This is a genomic window from Variovorax monticola (assembly GCF_051216855.1).
Taxonomy (GTDB): Bacteria; Pseudomonadota; Gammaproteobacteria; order Burkholderiales; family Burkholderiaceae_C; genus Variovorax.
In genome coordinates this window covers 551,538-567,113 of record NZ_JBPJZP010000007.1, presented here as the reverse complement: position 1 = coordinate 567,113, position 15,576 = coordinate 551,538, and the positions used below count along the sequence as shown (strand labels likewise).

Below are 15,576 nucleotides of genomic sequence, written 5' to 3'. Positions count from 1 at the left end.
AGTACCCCATGCCCAAAGTCACCCGCCCCCGCAACGAAAAAGGCGAGTTCCTTGTCGACTACGAAGAGAAGGTGTTCGAAGACGTCAAGGCCGAGCCCGGCGAGAAGGCGCTCGTCACCTTCCACACCGTGGCCTTCGAAGGCTCCATCGGCTTCGTCAACCTGCTGCAGGCCACGCGCCTGCGCCGCAAGGGCTACGAGACTTCGGTGCTGCTGTACGGCCCCGGCGTGACACTGGGCGTGCAGCGCGGCTTTCCCACGCTGGGCGACGAGGCCTTTCCCGGCCACCAGAACTTCAACAAGCAGATCACCAAGTTCATGGAAGAAGGCGGCAAGGTCTACGCCTGCCGCTTCGCGCTGCAGGCGCTGTACGGCCACGGCGAAGGCGCGCTCATCGAAGGCATCAAGCCCATCAACCCGCTCGACGTGCTGGACATCGTGCTGCTGCACAAGAAGGCCGGTGCGGTCATCCTCGACACCTGGACCCTGTAAGGCAGGACCCGAGCGATGGCTTCCACACCCCGCACCGTGCGCGCCGCGGCGATCCAGATCGCGCCCGACTTCGAGCGCCCCGACGGCACGCTCGAGCGGGTTTGCAGCGCCATCGACGAGGCTGCGGCCAGGGGCGCGCAGATCGCGGTGTTCCCCGAGACCTTCGTGCCCTACTACCCGTACTTCAGCTTCGTGCTGCCGCCGGTGCTGCAGGGGCCGGCACACCTGCAGCTGGTGGAGCGCGCGGTGGTGGTGCCCGGCCCGGTCACGCAGGCCGTGGCCGAACGGGCGCGGGCCCGCAACATGGTGGTGGTGCTCGGCGTGAACGAGCGCGACCACGGCAGCCTCTACAACACGCAGCTGGTGTTCGACGCCGACGGCACGCTCGCGCTCAAGCGCCGCAAGATCACTCCGACCTATCACGAGCGCATGGTCTGGGGCATGGGCGACGGTGCGGGCCTGAAGGTGGTGGACACCGCCGTCGGCCGCGTCGGCGCGCTGGCCTGCTGGGAGCACTACAACCCGCTCGCGCGCTACGCGCTGATGGCGCAGCACGAAGAGATTCATTGCGCGCAGTTCCCCGGCTCGCTGGTCGGCCCGATCTTCGCGGAGCAGATGGATGTGACCATCCGCCACCACGCGCTCGAATCGGGTTGCTTCGTGGTCAACGCCACCGGCTGGCTCACCGACGCGCAGATCCGCTCGGTCACGCCCGACCCCCAACTGCAGAAGGCGCTGCGCGGCGGCTGCCACACGGCCATCGTCTCGCCCGAGGGCAAGCACCTCGCGCCGCCGCTCACCGAGGGCGAAGGCATGGTCGTCGCCGACCTCGACATGGCGCTGATCGCCAAGCGCAAGCGAATGATGGATTCGGTCGGCCACTACGCGCGGCCCGAGCTGCTGTCGCTCGCCATCAACGACCGGCCGGCGCAGACCATCGTGCCGATGCACGCCACGCAACCCGCAGTTCAAAGGAACCCAGACCATGACCACCACGACCGCAACGACGACACCCCCCGACAGCCGGCAACTGATGACCGAGCTCCAGTCCTTCGGGTTGCGGCTGGTTGACCCGTCGGCCGGTGTTTCCAGCCGCCGCGGCGGCGCGGGCCCTTCGGACCACAAGGCCGTGACGGTGGACGGCCACACGATCATGGTGCCGGTCCACACCTCCACCGCCTGGCACTCGCCGTTCACGGCAGAGGCGCCCGACGCGCAAGGCATGAGCCGCGTGATGCGCGGCAGCATTCCCATTGCCAGCATCAGCTTTCCCAGGCAGCCGCGCTTCTACGCCATGCAGACCTTCGACGGCGTGCCCTACTCGCACATCGCCACGCTGCACGGCAGCGACGTGCTCGCCACCACCGTGCTGCAGACCTGCATCCGCTACGAGAGCCGCAAGAAGAGCTGCAAGTTCTGCGCAATCGGCCAGTCGCTCGCGGCCGGCCGCACCATCGCGCGCAAGACGCCCGAGCAGCTCGCCGAGGTGGCGCGCGCCGCCGTGCTGCTCGACGGCGTGAAGCACATGGTCATGACCACCGGCACGCCCAACGCCACCGACCGCGGCGCGGCCATCCTTTGCGAGAGCGCCTTCGCGATCAAGGCCGCAGTCGACATTCCCATCCAGGGCCAGTGCGAGCCGCCCGACGACGACCAGTGGTTCCACCGCATGAAGGCCGCGGGCATCGACACGCTGGGCATGCACCTCGAAGTGGTCACGCCCGAGGTGCGCGAGCGCCTCATGCCGGGCAAGGCCAGCGTGCCGGTTTCGCGCTACATGAGCGCCTTCGAGGCGGCCGTGGGCGTGTTCGGGCGCGGGCAGGTCAGCACCTACATCCTGGCCGGGCTGGGCGACACGCACGAGGCCATCCTCGACACCTGCGACCAGCTGCTCGCACGCGGCGTGTACCCCTTCGTGGTGCCCTTCGTGCCGATCAGCGGCACGCCGCTCGAAGACCACCCCGCGCCCTCGCCCGAGTTCATGAAGTCGCTGCTTGCGCCGCTGGGCCAGCGCGTGGTGGCGGCGGGCCTGCGCTCGGCCGACATCAAGGCCGGCTGCGGCAAGTGCGGCGCCTGCTCGTCGCTCTCCGTGTACGAAAAAGAAAGCGAAAGCTGAGCATGCTGTACATCGACGACCTGAGCGAACTCGACATGCACTACGCACCCGTCGAATACCTGGTGCGCGAAACCGCGCAGCAGTGGGAGCATGACGAGGCCATGGCGCTGCGCCGCGCGGTGTTCTGCATCGAGCAGGGCATCTTCGCGCGCGACGACCGCGACGCCACCGACGACCATGCGCGGCTGCTGGTGGCCATGTCGTGCAACGGCGGCATGCCCGAGCAGGTGGTGGGCACCGTGCGCATCCATCGCGGCGAGGCAGCGGGCGAGTGGTGGGGGTCGCGGCTGGCCGTGCACCCCGCGTTCCGCAGCCAGGGCCACCTGGGCGCCACGCTGATCCGGCTGGCCGTGTCGCGCGCCCACGCGCTGGGCTGCAAGACCTTCCTGGCCCAGGTGCAGATGCAGAACGTGCCGCTGTTCAAGAAGCTCGGCTGGCAACTGCACGAAGAGACCCACGTGCACGGCCGCCCTCACGCGCGCATGCAGGCCGACCTGAACCGGTACCCTCCCTGCCACGACCCCGTGAGCGGCTTCGTCACGCGCGCCAAGGTGATGGCATGACCGACGCAACGACCGTTCAGGCCATCGCCGAGGCCCTGCGCGCCACGCGCGGCTTCGCCCACAAGCGCGACATCAGCGACGTGGTGGCCGCGCTCGGCCGCTCGCTGCCCGGCGGCCATGCCGCACTCGCGCAGGCCGTGCCCATCGGTGACGACTGCGCGGCCATTCCCGACGGCCACGGGGGCTATCTGCTGTTCGCCATCGAGGGGCTGGTCGAAGACTTCATCGTGCGCATGCCCTGGTTCGCGGGCTACTGCGGCGTGATGGTGAACGTGAGCGACATCTATGCGATGGGCGGGCGTCCGACAGCCGTGGTCGATGCGCTCTGGAGCACGGGCATGAACCCGGGCGACGATGTGCTGCGCGGGTTGGCCGAAGCCGCAGTGCGCTACGGCGTGCCCATCGTGGGCGGACACAGCAACAACCGCAGCGAGCGGCCGCAACTGGCCGTCGCCATCCTCGGCCACGCACGCAAGCTGCTCACCAGCTTCGACGCGAAGCCCGGCGACCTGCTGGTCATGGCGGCCGACCTGCGCGGCGCCTACCAGGAGCCCTTTCCCTACTGGAACGCCTCGACCACCGCGCCCGCCGCGCGCCTGCGCGCCGACCTCGAAGTGCTGCCCGCACTGGCGGAAGAGGGCCTGTGCCGCGCAGGCAAGGACATCAGCATGGCCGGCGCCGTGGGCACGGCCATGATGCTGCTGGAGTGCTCGGGCGTGGGCGCGCGCATCGACATCGATGCGATGCCGCGCCCCGACGGCGCGCCGCTCATGCGCTGGCTCTCGGCCTTTCCGAGCTACGGCTTCATGCTGAGCGTGGCGCCCGCACAGGTCGCGCTGGTGCTGGCCCGCTTCGCCGCGCGCGACATCGCCTGCGCCGTGGTCGGCGAGGTCGATGCGACACGGCAGGTGCGGCTGCAGGCGGGCGGCGAAGAAGCCCTGCTGTGGGACTTTGCGAGCGACGCCTTCATCCAGCCGCCCGCCCTGCCCGAGGCCGTGTCATGCCCGTGACGCACTTCCAGGTGCGCTGGCCCGACGACAGCGAAACCCGCTGCTACTCGCCCTCCAGCGTGGTGCGCGAGCACCTGGTGGCCGGCCAGCGCTACGCGCTCGCGGAGTTCCTGCAGCGCGCGCGCGAAGCGCTGGGTATCGCCTCGGAGCGGGTGCGCGCCAGGTACGGCTTCGCCTGCTCGCAGGCGATGGACCAGCTCGCCGAGATCGAGCACATCGCCGCGCGCTTCGCCCCGCCAGCCGGCGGGGCCGACGCCGAAGTCACCGTCGTCGCCTTCGACTGACGCCCGCCCCTTCCAAAGAGTCTCCAGAGAAAGAAGCACCCCATGCCCCATCCCACCCACCCCTCGTTTCCCCACGGCGGGCGCAGCCACTACAGCGTCGTCATCGTCGGCGGCGGCCAGGCCGGGTTGTCGCTGAGCCACGGCCTGCAGCAGCGCGGCATCGACCACCTGGTGATCGAGAAGCGCAGCCTGGTCCACACCTGGCGCACGCAGCGCTGGGACTCGTTCTGCCTGGTCACGCCCAACTGGCAGTGCCAGCTGCCGGGCTGGGGCTACCTGGGCAGCGATCCGCACGGCTTCATGGTGAAGGACCAGATCAACGAGTGGCTCGCCGGCTTCGTCGAGCATGTGAAGGCGCCGGCCATCGAGGGCGTGACGGTCGAGCGGGTCTTTCGCATCCCTGGCAACAATGACCGCGACCGCTTCAGCGTGCAGACCGACGCCGGCACCTACACCGCCGACCAGGTGGTGGTGGCCTCGGGCGGCTACCACCGGCCCATCGTGCCGCGCCTGGCCGAGAAGCTGCCGGCCCATGTGGCGCAGTTCCACTCGGCGCAGTACCGCAACGCGGCGCAGCTGCCCGAAGGCGCGGTGCTGGTGGTGGGCTGCGGCCAGTCGGGTGCGCAGATCGCCGAAGACCTGCACCTGGCCGGGCGCCAGGTGCACCTGGCCACCGGCCATGCGCCGCGCTGCGCGCGCTTCTACCGGGGCCGCGAAGTGGTCGACTGGCTGGCCGACATGAAGTACTACGACATGCCCGTGACAGAGCATCCGCTGCGCGAAGGCGTGCGCGACAACACCAACCACTACGTGACCGGGCGCGACGGCGGGCGCGACATCGACCTGCGGCGCTTCGCGCTCGAAGGCATGGCGCTCTATGGCCTGCTGAGCGGCTTCGACGGCGGCAGCTTCGAGTTGCAGCCCAACCTGCGCGACAACCTCGATGCGGCCGACGACACCTACAACCGCATCAACGCATCGATCGACAGGCACATCGCAGCCCAAGACATCGAGGCGCCGCCGCCGTCGGTCTACACCCCCGTGTGGGAACCGAAGGAAGAGCGCACGCGGCTGGACCTTGCCGCCGCCGGCATCACCAGCGTGGTGTGGTGCATCGGCTTCTCGCCCGACTTCGCCTGGGTCGATGCCCCGGTGTTCAACGGCCGCGGCGCGCCGGTGCACCTGCGCGGCGTGACGAACGAGCCGGGCTTGTACTTCCTGGGCCTGCCGTGGCTGCACACCTGGGGGTCGGGGCGCTTTTCGGGCGTGGCGCGGGACGCGGAGTTTCTGGCGCAGGCCATCGCGCAAAGAAAAGAGGACATGCGCGCGCACGGCACCGCCGCGCCGGTCGCCGAATTGCGCGCAGCCTAGGCCTGCTGCGCCTCGGTGAGGGCCTGCGCCGCCACCACCGCCTCGGTGCGGTTGCGCACGTTCAGCGCACGGAAGATCGCGGCGAGGTGGATCTTCACGGTGCCCTCGCTGATGCCCAGGCTGCGCCCGATCAGCTTGTTGGGCTTGCCCTGCGACAGCAGCTGCAGCACCTCGACCTGGCGCTCGGTGAGCACGTTGCGCAGGTGTTCGAGCGTCTGGAAGCCGCCGCCATTGCGCGCAGGCGGCTCGGCACCCGTCTGCGGCGACACGCCGGCCACGATGCCCGGCGGCAGCGCGGTGAGCATCATCGGCGGCACGTACACCCCGCCGGCCAGCACCAGCCGCACGGCCGAGAGCATCACCTCGGGCGAGTAGGCCTTGGGAATGAAGCCGAGCACGCCGCGCTCCAGCGCGCTGCGCATGATGGCCGGGTCTTCGTAGCCCGACAGCACGATGACCGGCACGGCCGGATGGCGGCGGCGGATGGCGTCGATGTGGGCCTGCCCGTCGGCACCGGGCATGTTCAGGTCGATCAGGGCCAGGTCGAGGTCGTCGGTTGCGCCGGCGAGCAATTCGTCGACGCTCATCGCCAGAACGAATTCGATGCCGGGCGCCAGCTCCGACAACTTGGCTTTGACTGCCTCGAGGACGAGCCTGTGGTCGTCGGCGATCAGGATTTTCATGGCAGTTTCCCGTGTCCCAGCGTGCAGTGCACTTGCAGCCGCCGAAGATACCGGCGATTGCCCCGCACCACAAGTGCGCCCGCCGTACCAACGGCATAGGCCCCAAGCGGTATGGCGCTCACGGCGAGCCCTTTGAAAAATGAATGCCTACTCGAAGGAACCGGGGACATGGGCATGTGCCATCGCAGCAGACGCCGGTGCAAGGCATCCTTCGCAACGCACGCCTGAGCGGGCGACGCCCATGGCACGCCTGTACGACTGCTTCTCCGCCCTCGTGTCGTTCGGCCTCGCGCTCGACGCCTCGGTGGCGGCCCGAGCACCGATGCCGATGCTTGCGCACGGTGCGGCGCAGCAGGAAGCGCGCCGCCTGCTGGAAGCGGCGCGCGGCGCCGCCGAGAAGGCGGGCACGCCCGCCGCGCAGGTCGAGCTGGCGGCCTTCGCCATGGTGGCCTGGATCGACGAAGTCCTTGCGCGCCATCCCGGCGCCAACGGCACGCCGCCGCTGCAGGTGCAGCTCTTCAACTCGAACAACGCGCACAGCGAGTTCTTCCATCACCTCTCGGCCCTGGGCGCCGAGGACGATGCGGTGCGCGAGGTGTATTGGCACTCTCTGGTGCTGGGCTTCAAGGGCCAGTACTACTTCGAGGACGGCGACCGGGGCGAGCTCGGCAAGCTGAAGGACCTGCACGGCCGCCAGCTGGCGCTGCGCCCCGCGCCACCCGGCAGCCTGGCGCAGGAGCGCATCACGCCGCAGCCCTACGGCGTGCCCGACCCGCGCGGCCCCAACGACACGCGCCGGCGCGACCGCACCCTGTTGCGCAGCAGCGCCGCGCTGGCGCTGATGCTGCCCCTGCTCTACCTGCTGTGGCTCTGGTCCACCGGGCCGCCGCCCGTCGCCACCGGACTGGGCCAGCGCATCGAGCAGCACCTGCAGACCTTTGCCTGCGCCGACCTCAGCGCCTCCGTGGACGCGCAGGGCCGCACCCGCGTGAGCGGCTTCGTCTCCCTGCCCGACGACCTGCCGCGCGTCGAGCGCGAGGTCGGCGCCATGCCCGGCGTGCAGGCGCCGCAGTTCGACGTCGGCCTGCGCGTGTGGCCGCACTGCGAGGTGTTCGCCATCCTCAAGCCCTACCAGACGCGCAACCGCGAGAAGGCCTACGGGCTCGACGTGGACGCGCCTTCGGCCCGTGAGGGCAAGCTGCGCGAGGGCGACAGCGTGCGCGTGCAGGTGATCGCGCCGCGCCACGACAGCTACATCTGGGTCGACTACTACACCGCCGACGGCTCGGTGATGCACCTCAACGCCGGGCACACGCCGGTGCCGCTGCGCGCCGGCGAAGCGCTGGAGATGGGCCGGGACATTCCGTCGAGCTGGCTGGTCAGCCCGCCCTTCGGCAGCGTGCTCATCACCGTGCTGTCGTCGCCGGTGCCCTTTGCCGAGGCCGCCGACCGGCCGCCCTTCGAGCTCGCCTCGGCCTACCTGCTGCGCCTGCGCGAGGCGCTCGCGGCCAGCAAGAACAGCGAGCGGCTGATCGCGGACTTCGTGTTCCTGGAAACCGTGTCGCGCTGACATGACCGCCCTGCTGTCGCCTGCCCACCGCTTCTGGCTGCTGCTGTCGCTGTGCCTGATCGGCTTCGGCCTGCTGTATGCGGTGGTGCGCGACGCGGGCTGCGGCGCGCGGCGCCGTGTGCTGCTCAAGCGCATCGCGGCGCTCGGTGTGCCGTCCTCTGGCGCCGACGAGAGCGCCGTCCAAGCACTGCGCGACGCCATGGCGCAGGCCCGGCAGGCGTTGCGGCGCGCACCGCGCGCGCCACGCCTGCCGGGCGCGAAAGCCGACGTGCCGGTGCCGTGGTTCCTGTTCTTCGGCGATGCGGCGGCCAACCTGCAGGGCCTGCTGGCAACCGCGCACGGCGAATGCGTGCCCGCACCGGACCCCACGGCCGATGGCGCGCCCTTCGACGGAACGTGGTGGCGCTGGTGGCTGACCGGGGCGACCGTGGCCATCGAAGTGCACCCCGGCGCCGTCGGCGACACGGCCGGCACGCCGCCGCTGCGCGGCCTGTGGCTGCAGTCGCTGCTCGCGCTGGCCGAGCGGCGCGACCGGCTGCCGGTCAACGGCCTGGTGGTGTGCGTGGCGGCGGGCGAGCTGCTGCACGACGACGGCGCGACGCTGAAGTCGCTGGCCGCGCGCACGCGCCGCCTGCTCGACGAGACCGGCGACACGCTGCGCCTGCAACTGCCCACCTACCTCGTCGTGACCGGGCTCGAGCAGCTCACCGGCTATGCCGCGGTGCGCGGCGCGCTGCCGCCCGAGGTGCTGTCGCAGGTGCTGGGCCACCGGTTGACCGACGCCTCCGCGTTCATCGAGACACCGGCGGGCGAACGCTTCGACGCCGTGTTCGATCCGCTCTCGGAGCGGCTGCATGCGCTGCGCGCAGCGCTGCTGCGCGAGCAGCCGGGTGCCGCGGGCCGGCTGGCAGCGCATGAATTCGTGGAGGCTGTGCGCGCGCTGCAGCCCGGCTTGCGCCAGTTCGCGCAGGTGCTGTTCGAACACCACGGCAAGGGCTCGCGCGCGCCGCGCTGGCGCGGGCTGTACCTCACGGCCTGCGCGTCGCAAGCCACCGGCGGTGCGTTCGTGCACGACCTGTTCGCGCACTTCCTGCCCGCCGACCAGCCGCTAGTGCGGCCGGGGCGTGCGTCGTCGGCAGTGCCACCGTGAAGCGCCCTGCGCCCGAGGGGGGCTATTTGGTTTCGATGCGCATCTGGCGCGCGCCGAAGTTCACGTCCAGCGATTGCGCCTTGCCCGTGGTCACGGGGCGCACCTCGCGCCAGCGCGCGCGGTCCAGGTCGCGGTAGGCCGCCATCACGCCGATGGACTTGGCATCGGGCGGCAGGTTGAAGTCGAGCTTTTTGCTTTCACCGGGGCGCAGCAGCACTTCTTCGCGCTGCACGAGTTCGGCGCCGAGCGTGGCCTGGTCCTTCTCGAACAGCGAGAAGAAGTCGGCACCCTCGAACGGGCCTGGCGACTTCATGGCGTACACGCGCACCGTGAGCGGCGATGCGCGCCCGCGCGCGTCGGGGTTGGCATCGGCTCCGGCCGTGAGCGTGACGGCCACCGTGGTGACCACCGGCTTGGCCGCGCAGCCCGCCAGCGAAAGACCCGCTGCAGCAAGGCCAAGAACGGCGATGCGGCGTCGCGTGGGAGCGGAAGGGAGGCCTTCATAGGACGAATGGTGTGTACCCAGCGTGCGCATGCTATTCCCTTCGTTGCATTGACCGGTTCAGGTGCTTCTTTGATTATCACCAGCGAACTCGAACAGGCAACATGCTGACCCCAGAACTTGCAGCCACACTGCGCGCGCCCATCGGCGAGGCCGCGCCGTGCGGCGACGATCTCGAATACGACGCGGACTTCATGGCGCTCGTCGCAGCCGCGCAGGGCAAGGCCGAGCAGCAGTTCGGCGACACCGTGATCCCCGCCGTCGAACCCGACTGGCGCGACGTCGGCGAGCGGGCCGAAGGCATCCTGCGGCGCAGCAAGGACGTGCGCGCCGCCGTGCTGCTGCTGCGTGCCTGCGCGCACCTGCAGGGCGTGAGCGGCTTCGCCGCCGGGCTGCAGCTGCTCGACGGATTGCTCGACACCTTCTGGGACGGCATACATCCAAAGCTCGATGCCGACGACGGCAACGACCCGACGATGCGCCTGAACGCACTCGCGCCGCTGACCGACGAGGCCATGGGCCTGCGCGACCTGTACGAGGCACAGGTCGGCATGGCGCGCGGCGTGGGGCCGGTGCGCGTGCGCGACATCGCCATTGCCCACAACACGCTCACCGCCGTCGGCGGCGAGGCCACCTACTCGACGGCGCAGGTGCAGGGCGGCCTGGAAACCATCCAGGCCGAGCGGCCCGAAGCCATCCGCGCCGCCGCCGACGTGGCCGGGCTGGTCGACCGGCTGCAGAAGCTCATCGTCGAGCGCACCGGCCGGGCCGACGTGGTCGACCTCGATCCGCTGCGCGCCATCGCCCGCGTGCTGAACAAGGCCTGCGCCGCCGCGAGCGGTGCACCGGCCGATGCGGCGGCGGACAGCGCCGCCCTGGACGGTGCCGACCCGCAGGCCGCAGGCGCTTCGTCGCCGCGTGCCGCGGCGCGCGGCGAGATCCAGAACCGCCAGGACGCCGTGCAGATGCTCGACCGCGTGATCCGCTACCTCGAGCAGGCCGAGCCCGGCAACCCCGCGCCGCTCCTGATCGAGCGCGCCAAGAAGCTCATCGGCGTGAGCTTCCTCGAGATCATGGCCAACCTCGCGCCGAACGCGATGGACACCATCGAAACGGTCACGGGCCGCCGCCCGTCCGACTGAGCACGCCCTCCCACGCCTTCCACACCCGCCCCTCATTCACATCGCAAGGAGCATCTCCATGGCCAAGAGCAGTCAGAAATTCATCGCCCGCAACCGGGCGCCCCGGGTCCAGATCGAATACGACGTGGAGCTCTACGGGGCCGAGAAGAAGGTGCAGCTGCCCTTCGTGATGGGCGTGCTGGCCGACCTGTCGGGCAAGCCCGCCGACCCGCTCGCGGCGGTGGCCGAGCGCAAGTTCCTGGAGATCGACGTCGATAACTTCGACTCGCGCATGAAGGCCATGAAGCCGCGCGCCGCGTTCGCGGTGGAGAACTCGCTCACCGGCGAAGGCGACCTGAAGGTCGAGCTCACCTTCGAGAACATGGAAGACTTTTCGCCCGCCGCCGTGGCCCGCAAGGTGGGTGCGCTGAACAAGCTGCTCGAGGCGCGCACGCAGCTGTCCAACCTGGTGACCTACATGGACGGCAAGGGCGGCGCCGAAGACCTGCTGGCCAAGGTGCTCGAAGACCCGGCCCTGCTGCAGACGCTGGCCGCGAGCAAGAAGCCCGAAGACGGCGCCGCCCCCGCCGCCTGAACCCTGTTGCGCCCCACCCCATTCGCCTGAACCACCGGTACACGAGGAGTAACCCACCATGGCCGAAGCACTCGAACAGAGCGCGCTGAAAGATGTCGCGTATGCGGGCAGCGACTTTTCGTCGCTGCTGCAAAAGGAATTCAAGCCGCGCAGCGACGAAGCCAAGAGCGCCGTCGAAGCCGCGGTGCTCACGCTGGCGCAGCAGGCGCTGAGCAACAGCACCGTCATCGGCAAGGACGTGACCAAGTCGATCCAGGCCATGATCGCCGCGATCGACGCCAAGCTCACCGACCAGGTGAACAAGATCATTCACCACCCCGACTACCAGAAGCTCGAGAGTGCGTGGCGCGGCCTGCACTACATGGTGAACAACACCGAGACCGACGAGCACCTGAAGATCCGCGTGATGGACATCTCCAAGGTGGACCTGGCCAAGAACCTCAAGAAGTTCAAGGGCGCGGCCTGGGACCAGAGCCCGATGTTCAAGAAGATCTACGAGCAGGAGTACGGCCAGTTCGGCGGCGAGCCCTTCGGCGCGCTGGTGGGCGACTACCACTTCGACCAGAGCCCGCCCGACGTGGAGTTGCTCGGCGAGATGGCCAAGATCGCCGCCTCGGCGCATGCGCCCTTCATCACCGGCGCGAGCCCCAACCTGATGCAGATGGAGTCGTGGCAGGAGCTCGCCAACCCGCGCGACCTGACCAAGATCTTCCTCACGCCCGAGTACGCCGGCTGGCGGTCGCTGCGCGAATCGGACGACGCCAAGTACCTGGGCCTGTGCATGCCGCGCTTCCTGGCGCGCACGCCCTACGGCGCCAACACCAACCCGGTGGAGGAGTTCGACTTCGAGGAAGACACCGCCGGCGCCGACCACAGCAAGTACGCCTGGGCCAACGCGGCCTACGCCATGGCCACCAACATCAACCGCTCGTACAAGCTGTACGGCTGGGGTTCGCGCATTCGCGGCATCGAGTCGGGCGGCGCGGTGGAGAACCTGCCGCTGCACACCTTCCCGAGCGACGACGGCGGCGTCGACCAGAAGTGCCCCACCGAGATCGCCATCAGCGACCGGCGCGAAGCCGAGCTGTCCAAAGCCGGGCTGCTCTCGCTCATTCACCGCAAGAACTCCGACTTCGCGGCCTTCATCGGCGCGCAGTCGCTGCACAAGCCGGCCGAGTACGACGACCCCGACGCCACCGCCAACGCCAACCTGGCCGCGCGCCTGCCCTACCTGTTCGCCTGCAACCGCTTTGCGCACTACCTCAAGTGCATCGTGCGCGACAAGGTCGGCAGCTTCAAGGAGCGCGAGGAAATGCAGCGCTGGCTGAACAAATGGATCATGAATTACGTGGACGGCGACCCCGTCAACTCGTCGGAAACCACCAAGGCGCAAAAGCCCCTGGCCGCCGCCGAGGTGGTGGTGGAAGAGGTCGAGGGCAACCCCGGCTACTACACCTCCAAGTTCTTTTTGCGCCCGCACTACCAGCTCGAAGGCCTCACGGTGTCGCTGCGGCTGGTGTCCAAGCTGCCGTCGGCCAAGGGCGGCAAGTAGGCGCTGTCCGCACCGCACACGGGCCGCATCTTTTTTGTGAAAGACACGCCGCACCGCCTTTGAAACCCGCCCGGCGTCTTCGTTCTAGAAGCAGCCGGGCGACGGGCTTCACGAGGCTCCCGCCGGCAAGGAATTCGAGGATGGGCCTCGAAGCGCATTTTCAGCAACCCCGGCCGCATCGCAAGGCCACCCAGGAGAAGCAACATGATCGACTGCCATTTCAAGATCGACGGCGTCAAGGGCGAAGCCGCGCACAAGGACCACAAGGAAGAGATCGAGCTCATGAGCTGGAGCTGGAACGTGCACAACGCCACCTGCACGGTCGGCGGCGGCTCGTCGGTCGGCAAGGGCTCGCCGGGCATGGTCACCCTGACCAAGAAGTTCGACAGCTCCTCGCCCACGCTGGCCAAGGCCTGCGCCAACGGCAAGCACTTCGACAAGGCCACGCTCGTGATGGCCAAGTCCGGCGAAGGCCAGCAGACCTTCATGACGGTGACCTTCAAGGAAGTGCGCATCGCCGACTTCAACGTGAGCGCGGCGCAGGGCGGCGAAGTGCACGAGAGCGTGGCCGTGTCCTACGGCGACATCGAGATCGCCTACAAGCCGCAGAAGCCCGACGGCACGATGGGCGGGGACATCAAGTTCGGCTGGGATACGCGCTCGACCGAAACGCGCTGATCGCGCCGGCACGCCATGGCCGATATCTCGCCAGCCATCGCCACGCTGATGACGGTGCTGAAGGACGAGTTCCCGAACGTCAAGCTGGACGCCGGCAACAACATCCAGCCCGGAACGCGGCACACCTCGGGCATCGCGCTGGACATCATGCTGAACTACAAGAGGGACGCCGACGCGCGCATCGGGCGGCGCATCATGGCCGGGCTGGTGAAGAACTTCGAGGCCATGCAGTGGTCGGCGTTCATCTTCACCGTGCGCAACCCGAACACCGGCTCGCCGGTGCATTTCTGGGTGCGCGGCGCCGACGCCACCGGCTACGGCGGGCGCAAGCTGCAGGCCGGCAACTACAGCGCCGACACCCGGCACGAAGACCACATCCACATCGACTGGGTGAACTTCAGCATGAAGAACACCGGCGCCGAGTACACCGTCAACCCCTACCAGCAGTCGGGCGCGTCGAAGCTCGCGGGCTTCGATGCCGCGCTCGGCATCTTCCTGCGGACGGCCAGCGACGCGGAGGTCGACGCCATCCTGGACACCATGTTCGCGAACCTGCCGGTGAGCGCCCCGAAGACGCCCACGCCCGAGTGGGCGCGCGGCTGGTGGCAGGTGCAGCAGGAGGGGCAGGTTTACTACTACTTCATCGACGCGCAGAGCGGCGCGAGCTGGACCTACACACGGCCCATGACGCCCGCCACGCCCATGAGCAACCGCCAGAACGGCGGCGCCTGCACCTTCACCGGCAGCGACGGGCTGAAGATCAACTGGACGCCGCTCACCTCCAACGTGGCGACGGTGGAGACCTTCAAGGGCTCGGGCAGCGCGATGACGGGCAGCTCCAACCGCGGCGGCGCGCTCACTGCGCAGAAGGTCTGACCCCATGAGCAACACAGGCATGACGGCATTCTGTGGAACCGACGGCTGCAGGCAATTCGACAGCCTCGGCAGTTCCACCGGCACCGTGCTGGGGCTGAGCGCCCCGGTCGGCTCGGCGGCGCGTTGCCGCAACACGGCACCCGACGTGCGCAAGGTGCAGGAGGCGCTCAATCGCTTCACGCCCCTGGAAGGCGGCCCCGGCCCCGCGCTGGTCGTGGACGGAAAGTTCGGCCCGCTCACGCTGAAGGGCGTCACCGGTTTCCAGAAAAAGCACTTCGGCCTCGAAGGCGCCGACGGCGTGATCGATCCGGGCAAGCGGACCGACAAGGCCCTGTGCGGCGCCGCGGGCACCTATGCCGACCTGCCCGCCGAAATGCAGAAGCACCGCGCACGCGCCATGCACATCATCAACCTGGCACGGATGTCGGTCGACCGGGCACGCTACTTCAAGACCGGCAAGCCCAACACCTGGGACATCGGCAAGTCCGACTGGGACAAGGCCGCGAAGCACTTCCAGATCGACAAGTTCCCCGGTGCCAGCGGCTGGAGCACCGCCCTGGGCTTCGTGGACAGCATCTACCTGAACATGCAGACGGCGCTCGGGTACGTTCCGCGCGGGCTGGTGCTGGCGACGGACGAGCCGGTCACAAGCAACGAGGGCGCCTACGCCTTCACTTTCGCCGGCGGCTACGACCTGTCGCAACGCAACCAGAGCTGGAACGGCATCCCCCGGGGCAGCATCTACCTGTGCGCCCGCATGCAGAACCTCGACGCCGACGCCTTTTCCTACGTGCTGATCCACGAGACGGCGCACTACGTCGGCCCGGTCGCGCAAACGCAGAACAGCGTCACCGACTACGCCTACGCGCACCGCAAGGACGGTAAGTACCAGAAGCTGCTGCCCTGGCAACGCACGCACAACGCCGACTGCTATGCGCAGCACGCCTTCGACGCGGCCGGCATCCCGTTCGACCTGAACGCGCACCTGCTGGTGAGCGCCTAGCGGCCGCGCCG

At 69.1% G+C, this 15,576-nt stretch carries 17 protein-coding genes; 15 read left to right on the top strand and 2 right to left on the bottom strand.

The annotated features are described in order from the left end of the window. The first annotated feature begins 8 nt into the window (after positions 1–8). The 7 genes from ACSFA5_RS26610 to ACSFA5_RS26580 are packed head-to-tail and all read left to right on the top strand — an operon-like array spanning position 9 to position 5,835. On the top strand, positions 9–491 hold the full coding sequence (locus ACSFA5_RS26610) for an MSMEG_0572/Sll0783 family nitrogen starvation response protein (protein WP_409171029.1): 483 nt from the start codon (positions 9–11) through the stop codon (positions 489–491). A 15-nt stretch (positions 492–506) separates the two neighbouring features. After that, on the top strand, positions 507–1,562 hold the full coding sequence (locus ACSFA5_RS26605) for a Nit6803 family nitrilase (protein WP_435447047.1): 1,056 nt from the start codon (positions 507–509) through the stop codon (positions 1,560–1,562). Beyond that, positions 1,525–2,607 carry an MSMEG_0568 family radical SAM protein gene (locus ACSFA5_RS26600; protein WP_435447069.1) on the top strand — a complete coding sequence of 361 codons (1,083 nt, stop codon included), beginning with the start codon at positions 1,525–1,527 and terminating at the stop codon, positions 2,605–2,607. The genes ACSFA5_RS26605 and ACSFA5_RS26600 overlap by 38 nt, the downstream gene beginning before the upstream one ends. Positions 2,608–2,609: 2 nt before the next feature. Continuing rightward, complete coding sequence (locus tag ACSFA5_RS26595; protein ID WP_435447046.1) at positions 2,610–3,170, top strand: MSMEG_0567/Sll0786 family nitrogen starvation N-acetyltransferase; 561 nt, start codon at positions 2,610–2,612, stop codon at positions 3,168–3,170. After that, a complete protein-coding gene (locus ACSFA5_RS26590; RefSeq protein WP_435447045.1) occupies positions 3,167–4,180 on the top strand; it encodes a sll0787 family AIR synthase-like protein in 1,014 nt (337 codons plus the stop codon). The genes ACSFA5_RS26595 and ACSFA5_RS26590 overlap by 4 nt, the downstream gene beginning before the upstream one ends. Next, complete coding sequence (locus tag ACSFA5_RS26585) at positions 4,171–4,464, top strand: MSMEG_0570 family nitrogen starvation response protein (protein ID WP_435447044.1); 294 nt, start codon at positions 4,171–4,173, stop codon at positions 4,462–4,464. Before ACSFA5_RS26590 ends, ACSFA5_RS26585 begins: the two co-directional genes overlap by 10 nt. A gap of 42 nt (positions 4,465–4,506) precedes the next feature. Further along, the gene (locus tag ACSFA5_RS26580) at positions 4,507–5,835 is read left to right on the top strand and encodes an MSMEG_0569 family flavin-dependent oxidoreductase (protein ID WP_435447043.1); all 1,329 of its coding nucleotides are present in this window, start codon (positions 4,507–4,509) and stop codon (positions 5,833–5,835) included. On the opposite strand, the gene ACSFA5_RS26575 is transcribed toward ACSFA5_RS26580, so the two are convergent. Beyond that, a complete protein-coding gene (locus ACSFA5_RS26575) occupies positions 5,832–6,518 on the bottom strand; it encodes a LuxR C-terminal-related transcriptional regulator (RefSeq protein WP_435447042.1) in 687 nt (228 codons plus the stop codon). The two genes, ACSFA5_RS26580 and ACSFA5_RS26575, sit on opposite strands and share 4 nt — an antisense overlap. 241 nt (positions 6,519–6,759) lie before the next feature. Between ACSFA5_RS26575 and ACSFA5_RS26570 the strand changes: the two genes are divergently transcribed. Both ACSFA5_RS26570 and ACSFA5_RS26565 read left to right on the top strand, forming a co-directional pair. Then, positions 6,760–8,088 (top strand): DotU family type IV/VI secretion system protein, encoded by a 1,329-nt coding sequence (locus ACSFA5_RS26570; RefSeq protein WP_435447041.1) that lies wholly within the window; start codon positions 6,760–6,762, stop codon positions 8,086–8,088. Between the two features lies 1 nt (position 8,089). Continuing rightward, entirely contained in the window at positions 8,090–9,238 is a 1,149-nt protein-coding gene (locus tag ACSFA5_RS26565; protein WP_435447040.1) for a type VI secretion system protein, read from the top strand. A 22-nt stretch (positions 9,239–9,260) separates the two neighbouring features. Here ACSFA5_RS26565 and tssJ read toward each other — a convergent pair whose 3' ends face one another. Further along, positions 9,261–9,773, bottom strand: a complete 513-nt coding sequence (gene tssJ / locus ACSFA5_RS26560; protein ID WP_435447039.1) for a type VI secretion system lipoprotein TssJ — start codon at positions 9,771–9,773, stop codon at positions 9,261–9,263. A 71-nt stretch (positions 9,774–9,844) separates the two neighbouring features. Here tssJ and tssA point away from each other — a divergent pair, with 71 nt between their 5' ends. The 6 genes from tssA (at position 9,845) to ACSFA5_RS26530 (ending at position 15,565) form a co-directional block, all read left to right on the top strand. Continuing rightward, a complete protein-coding gene (tssA, locus tag ACSFA5_RS26555; protein WP_435447038.1) occupies positions 9,845–10,882 on the top strand; it encodes a type VI secretion system protein TssA in 1,038 nt (345 codons plus the stop codon). A 58-nt stretch (positions 10,883–10,940) separates the two neighbouring features. After that, on the top strand, positions 10,941–11,456 hold the full coding sequence (tssB, locus tag ACSFA5_RS26550; RefSeq protein WP_435447037.1) for a type VI secretion system contractile sheath small subunit: 516 nt from the start codon (positions 10,941–10,943) through the stop codon (positions 11,454–11,456). 58 nt (positions 11,457–11,514) lie between these two features. Then, complete coding sequence (tssC, locus tag ACSFA5_RS26545; protein ID WP_435447036.1) at positions 11,515–13,008, top strand: type VI secretion system contractile sheath large subunit; 1,494 nt, start codon at positions 11,515–11,517, stop codon at positions 13,006–13,008. A 204-nt stretch (positions 13,009–13,212) separates the two neighbouring features. Beyond that, positions 13,213–13,686: an Hcp family type VI secretion system effector gene (locus ACSFA5_RS26540; protein WP_435447035.1), complete on the top strand. Its 474-nt coding sequence runs from the start codon at positions 13,213–13,215 to the stop codon at positions 13,684–13,686. A 15-nt stretch (positions 13,687–13,701) separates the two neighbouring features. Beyond that, positions 13,702–14,562, top strand: a complete 861-nt coding sequence (locus tag ACSFA5_RS26535; RefSeq protein WP_435447034.1) for a hypothetical protein — start codon at positions 13,702–13,704, stop codon at positions 14,560–14,562. 4 nt (positions 14,563–14,566) lie between these two features. Beyond that, positions 14,567–15,565 (top strand): peptidoglycan-binding domain-containing protein, encoded by a 999-nt coding sequence (locus tag ACSFA5_RS26530; RefSeq protein ID WP_435447033.1) that lies wholly within the window; start codon positions 14,567–14,569, stop codon positions 15,563–15,565. Positions 15,566–15,576 lie beyond the last annotated feature (11 nt).